Here is an 833-nt window from a genome sequence, read left to right on the forward strand (position 1 = left end):
CATTCCGGTTGACAGAATCCCCTGAGCGTTCAAGTTAATGGTTATAGGAACGACTCCAGCGCGATTCATGATTCTTGAAATGCGACACAATATACAATTCACACGGCCGATGCTATGGCTGTGATTGGTGCCCGCTGAGTTCAAAACAGTTACCCTATGGGACTGCACGTCAGGGCTATTTAAGCCATTTGTAAGGCTGACTTCCAATACATTTTATTATTACGCTGTGACACAGACGGTAGTGTGGAATCCAATTACCCGGTTTGAATTCCCCGCTGTCGCCCAAGGCCCGTGTTGTGTCTTAACTTCTATTCAAAAATGAATGAAAGAACCCAAATTTGTCGCTTTCTCCACCCAAAAGGGAGGAGCAGGCAAAACTACCCTTACGGTCACGGTAGCGAGCTACCTGTATTACTGCAAGGGTCTGAAAGTTCTCGTTGTTGACTGCGACTATCCGCAGTACAGCATCGACGAAATGCGCAAGCGAGAGAAGATGCTTCTTGACCTGAGTCCCTCGTTCAAGAAAACATTCTCCGACACACTCGTCCGAACCAAGCTGAAACCATTCCCTGTTCTGGTATGCCCTCCGGAGGAAGCCATGTCAAAAGTCAAGGAGCTGGTTGAAAGTGGAGACGACATCGACATCGTGTTTTTCGACCTCCCCGGTACAGTGAATAATCGTGGCGTGGTAACAGTGGCCAACTGCATGGACATGATTGTTGTACCAATCTCCGCCGACAAGGTTGTATTGGAGAGTTCGCTCGCTTATGCACTCAAATTACAGGAATGGCTCACGACCGGCAAATCCCAGTTGAAGGGTGTTCACATGCTCT

General features: G+C 48.3%; 1 protein-coding gene. It reads left to right on the forward strand.

Annotated features, from left to right (window positions below; genetic code table 11):
* Positions 1 to 322: 322 nt before the first annotated feature.
* On the forward strand, positions 323 to 833 hold a 511-nt coding region (locus QZ311_RS12330), incomplete at its 3' end, for a ParA family protein (protein WP_297068517.1).

The sequence above is a fragment of the uncultured Duncaniella sp. genome (assembly GCF_910578445.1).
Taxonomy (GTDB): Bacteria; Bacteroidota; Bacteroidia; order Bacteroidales; family Muribaculaceae; genus Duncaniella.